Raw genomic sequence first — 4860 nt, 5'->3', positions numbered from 1 at the left:
TGGCGGAGCAGCACGGGCTGATTAGCGCCGCCGAGATTTCAGATTTGCGCCGGGAGATGGTGCGGGCGATCGCGCACCCGCCGAAAGCTAAAAGCGAATAACCTGCCCTCCATCAGGTGGCACCTCTGGCGCGAGAGCGCTAGGGGTGTTTTTTTTGGCCGTATTACGAAAGATACGGCCATTTTTGGAGGGTAGTGACAATCTGTCCCCTCCCTTTGCCCTTCACTCGGTGGCGGTGACCGCAGACTGGGCACTTCTTCCCGGCGGGGACGAGGGCCCTGTCACACTTGCGGCACCAAGCCATGTAGCGTTTGAAGGGTTTCAAATATTACCTATCAATTTCGTGGCCTCACGAAGATGATGCGCTCAAGCGCGAGCTCGTCTATCTCCTCAGATGCGCGGCAAGTGGTCTGGCTGCGCTCAGGCTGCGTTATCTCAAGTTGGGTGGGGTCTGGGTTGCTCGGGTCTTCGTTATCGCGTTGTAGGCTTTCTTTTGTCATGTTGCCTCAAAAATCGTTTGCTGTCCGCGCGGCGTTATCGCTGTGGCGGGGCTGCTGGTGGCCTGTCAGACATACCGGAACACCTCGGGCGTTAACGTCACGATGACTCCTTGCACGTGGCAGAGTACCCCACCGTTGGATATCGCGGCATCCATGGCAGAAATTATACCAGGGGGAAAAGCTGCGAGAGCTTCCTTTTGTAGAGTGGCCCCTCTCGTCCCTCGCTTGAAACGAGGGGCACCAGCAAGCGAGACGTTTTTCTTAAGAGCTATCACCCTATCGCTGAAAAGATTGACAGCCAGGAATTGCAATTTCGCCATGTCAGGGTATTTCTTCTCCAGGGATTGATACCAGTTGGCGACATACCGATCTTCCCATTCTGTATTTGCTACAGGGGTTTGGCTGGGAAGGGGAGTCTCGTAATAGTCTTTCACCAACTGCCAGCGTACACGAGCAGGAATCCGGTAAAGAGGATCATTTCTCTCGTGGTAGGGTTTTTTCGTATACCATGGAATGGTTTCACTATCCAATTGCCGGTGGTAAAACTCTAAAGATCCATGTAAAGGTGTTGTTTTCTTGTCTTTTAAAGAAGTTTCTTGTTTTTTCTTGAACTTTGATATTAAGGCATTTACGTCCATAGTTTTAAAATATCTCCTTTGCATTCGATTTTTCTTGACAGAGGGCCCGGGAGGGGGTATGCTCGACGCCAGAGAGGCGACGCAGTCGTCCGAACGGTTGGACGTCGAGCATGTACCCCCCCCCACCAACGAGGTGTGGGGATCGGACGACTTCGTCGCCGCCCCCCCCGTAGGGGGCCCGCCGTCAAACCTCGATGAAAGCCGTTTGTTACCAAAATAACTTCTCCATGGCTATTTCTTCTTTGCCGGCGTCTAATGCCATCTTAACTTCTTCTGGAGTCAGAAGGATCTTTTCCCATGGGGAGCATTTTTCATGTATGTCTTCGATGTTCCGCAGACTTATGATAAATCTCCGTGAACCGCTATCGTCGAGTTGTCGTGCCTTGGCAAATATCATTTGACACGAGAGCCTTCCTGTTAGTTTGGGGATGTTTTTTGTTTCCAGCCGTTGGATTGAAATCTCGACGTCGACGTCATCCGCAATTTTCCCAGTTCCCCTCATCTGGCCCGATTTGGTTTCGTGATGGATGATTAAGATTGTTTTACCTTTTATTTTCCAAGTTTTAAGCCAATTCCATAGCCCTTGCCAAAGCACCTCGTCAGCTCTGTAGGAGTCCCCTTCGGTTTTTTGCGTCAATTTGTCAAGATTGTCGAGAATGATGAAGTCGTGTTCTTCGATATGTGGGTTCAGATAGCTTTGTGAGATAGGATCATAGAGGTTTATACGATGACCTACCTCTTCTTCAATTTGCATCCAAGGGATGATTGTCAATCCCTTGGTTTCTTCGAAGGCGAACCCCGCCTTTTGACAGGTTTCAAGCGTTGATTGCACGCGGTCTTTTAAGTCTGATGATGTTAATTCCGCGTCGACTAGCAAGACGTTTTGTTTTTTGCATAAATGACCTTGTATAGGCTCCGCCCCTGCGATACAACCGGTGGCTAAATATAATGCTATCATGCTTTTACCGTGGCCAGGCTTCGCGTGCATAACATTCACCGATCCTTTGGCAAAGATGTTGTCGATTGCCCATTCCGAGGGTGGGGTGTCGAGCGCCATAAAGTCCTTGAGGGAATACGAGGGGTAACGCTTAGGTGCTAGTTGGCGCTTTGTAACCTCTCCGCCTTCCTCTACGGCTAGGTCATTCCAGTCCTTGCCTGTTGCCCCTGCTTTGAATTTGGGGGTGTAGACGTCACCCAGGGAATAGGTTTTCCATTGGATGGCGACCTTCTCCCCCGCCGTGCCTAAGTCTTGGAGCAGATTTAGCTTCGTAAAAAGCTCCTGTTTGACTAGGTGTGCGGCTACCTTTGCGCAGTTAGCAGCAGAGAATGCGATGACGACTGGCTTGCCCGTGATCTCGTGGACCGTGGCCCCCGTCGCAAAGCCTTCAGCAATGAAAGCCTCGCCCCCGAGGCTACCCATGAGAAAATATCCGCCCTCCGTCCTTCCCCCTTTCAGGAAACGCTTTTCCCCCGATGGTGCGATAAACTGGGCGCTAATGATCTCCCCTGTTTCGGCACTAAGGAGGGGCAGCAAGAGAAATTCCTTCCACTGCCTTGTAGCCCCTGGCTGGACCTGTTTGCGCGTTAAATAGGGGTGTTCCTTGCAGTCTGGGGCGTTATCCCAAAACCCCTTGGCTCGGGAAGCTGCCGCTACTTGCATCTCCTCCTTCTCAATGCGGACAGTCTCAGCGAATTCTTGTTGTCGCTCATGTAGTGCTTTGATTTCTTCGGGCGACAGCTGGGTGTCATTCCACGAGCGGTAAACGTGATGTTCTCCCGCCCCCTTCCACGTGCCTATGTAGGCCGTGATGTGGGCGTCAATTTGATTGCCGACATACCATTCGTCTTTGTCTTTTTTTGTTCTGGTGGGGTCCCCACAAAACCTGTGGATCTCTCCATTTAAGTTTATTTCTTCTGGTAAAACAATCCCTATGTTGTTGGCAAAAACCCTTAAATCTGTATAATAGTCCATGTTCAACTCCAATAATATTGTTCAATTGTGAACCTCCCCATACGTAGGGAGGTTCACTTTTTTCAGAAGGGGATTTCTTCGTTAAAATCCTGGGTTGGTGGCGCTGCCATAGGGACAGTCTTGGCAACGTAGCCAGTGACCACGTCGAAGGGGACGTCGTCGGCGCGTTCGCCCATCTCCAACACCTGTATGGCTCCTAGCCGCAAGCTAACGCCCTGGGCAGCGCCGGTGTTGTATGCCACGATCGTGACTGCCACGTTGACGAGGGAGTCAAAAGGTAGCTCGAAGTCTTGGCACTCGATCTTGTTTTTCTGCGCGTCCACTACGGTAGGGGGCTTGGTACGCTTCTGCGAGTAGGCCCCTCGCAATTTTGCTTTGCCCATAATCTCCCCATTCTCCCCAACTTTATAGGGCAGTTGCGATGGGGTTTGTGGCCACTTGCGCTTGATGTCTGCGGTGGCAGCCTCCTTCCAGACGTCGGCAATGAGGCTGTCTAGCGCCGCCTTGCTCTCTGGTGTCATAATGAAAGTGAGGTCATACGCCGCCCCCTCTTCTAATGCGTCACAAGCTTTCGACCGGCGCTCTCTGTCGTCGAACCTATAGGTTTGTCCGATATGGGAATATTTTGAACGTGCATTTAGGATCACATGCTTCATGTCGTCGTCTCCATGTCAATGGTGAAAAAAGAAAGATTGGTATTCAGAAAAACGCTGGGATGGCGTAAGATGTTCCCGTTCATGATAACCTTTTTGGGTTAGATTGAATGATGGTCGAACGGTCATTTAATTGACCTGGCGGACATGTCTTGTTAGTAACGCCGACAGGGATGTCGGCGTTACGTTTTATAGCGACAATAGGTAAGTCGTCGCTAGACGAGAACGAAGTGATATGGTAATTTTGCATTGGGCAAGGTCCTCTCTTGTCCCTCTGTGGCCCAGCTGCCTCAACAGCTTGGTCGCCAACCTAGAAAAACTCTAGGATTTTTTAGAAGCTCGTCGAACCAACGGCGGGCTTCTCTTTCTTTCGCGAGAATACCCGCTTCCAAATTTGAATGCTATGGTTTTTCGGAAAAATCAGGTAGGCAAAATTTGCCTAGTTAGTGAATATTTAGGATTACTTCTAGGGGGGGGGTTAAGCCCCTAAAATCGCATGCAAAATATTACAGCTATATTTTCCCGCCCGTGATACAATATGCGATTCTAGGAAGCAAAGGGTGCATAGGAAAGGAGGGGTAGGGATGAAAAACCGCACGTTACGAGAAGAGATGTCGGAGCGCTTCCCGAATTGCGTCGCCAACCATCACAAAAGCCGAGCGGCGGCGCTCAAACTCATGTGCCTCGAATGTGTCAACGGCTCCCTCGACGAGGTGCGCCGCTGTACTGTCACCACATGCCCACTTTACCCCTGGCGACCTTTCAAACTTAAAGAGCCTATCTTGGAGGCCGACACCGATGGCGAGTGAACTAACGCCGTTTCAACGAAAATATTATGGGCTATACGCCGCGTCCCAGCAGGGGGACCTGGCGGCGGCGGTCAGGCTAAAATGTTTAGATTGCTCGGGCGACAGGCCCTCGGAGGTTGCCCGATGCCCGATCACGAGCTGCCCATTGCACAGGCATCGCCACGGAGAGGTTCCCGGACAGGACGATCAAAAACCCGCGCGTGCTGATATTCCGTAGCCCCTCCGCCACATCTCGCCCAACGTCCAAACGCCATCTGTCGTTGTAATCGTGTCGATGCTTTTTGCGTT

4 protein-coding genes are annotated in these 4860 nt (G+C 51.3%); 1 reads left to right on the top strand and 3 read right to left on the bottom strand.

Translation table 11 applies throughout. The features are described from left to right. Positions 1-565 precede the first annotated feature (565 nt). The 3 genes from Q8P05_05425 to Q8P05_05415 form a co-directional block, all read right to left on the bottom strand. Entirely contained in the window at positions 566-1138 is a 573-nt protein-coding gene (locus tag Q8P05_05425; protein ID MDP2666909.1) for a hypothetical protein, read from the bottom strand. A gap of 208 nt (positions 1139-1346) precedes the next feature. After that, positions 1347-3110, bottom strand: coding sequence for an AAA family ATPase (locus Q8P05_05420; GenBank protein ID MDP2666908.1), 1764 nt, complete (start codon positions 3108-3110; stop codon positions 1347-1349). A 62-nt stretch (positions 3111-3172) separates the two neighbouring features. Further along, complete coding sequence (locus Q8P05_05415; GenBank protein MDP2666907.1) at positions 3173-3766, bottom strand: DUF2815 family protein; 594 nt, start codon at positions 3764-3766, stop codon at positions 3173-3175. Between the two features lie 581 nt (positions 3767-4347). Here Q8P05_05415 and Q8P05_05410 point away from each other — a divergent pair. Further along, a complete protein-coding gene (locus tag Q8P05_05410) occupies positions 4348-4572 on the top strand; it encodes a hypothetical protein (GenBank protein MDP2666906.1) in 225 nt (74 codons plus the stop codon). Positions 4573-4860 lie beyond the last annotated feature (288 nt).

This window comes from Candidatus Diapherotrites archaeon, from assembly GCA_030688545.1.
Taxonomy (GTDB): Archaea; Iainarchaeota; Iainarchaeia; order Iainarchaeales; family VGJJ01; genus VGJJ01.
This window is presented reverse-complemented; position numbering and strand designations above follow the sequence as displayed.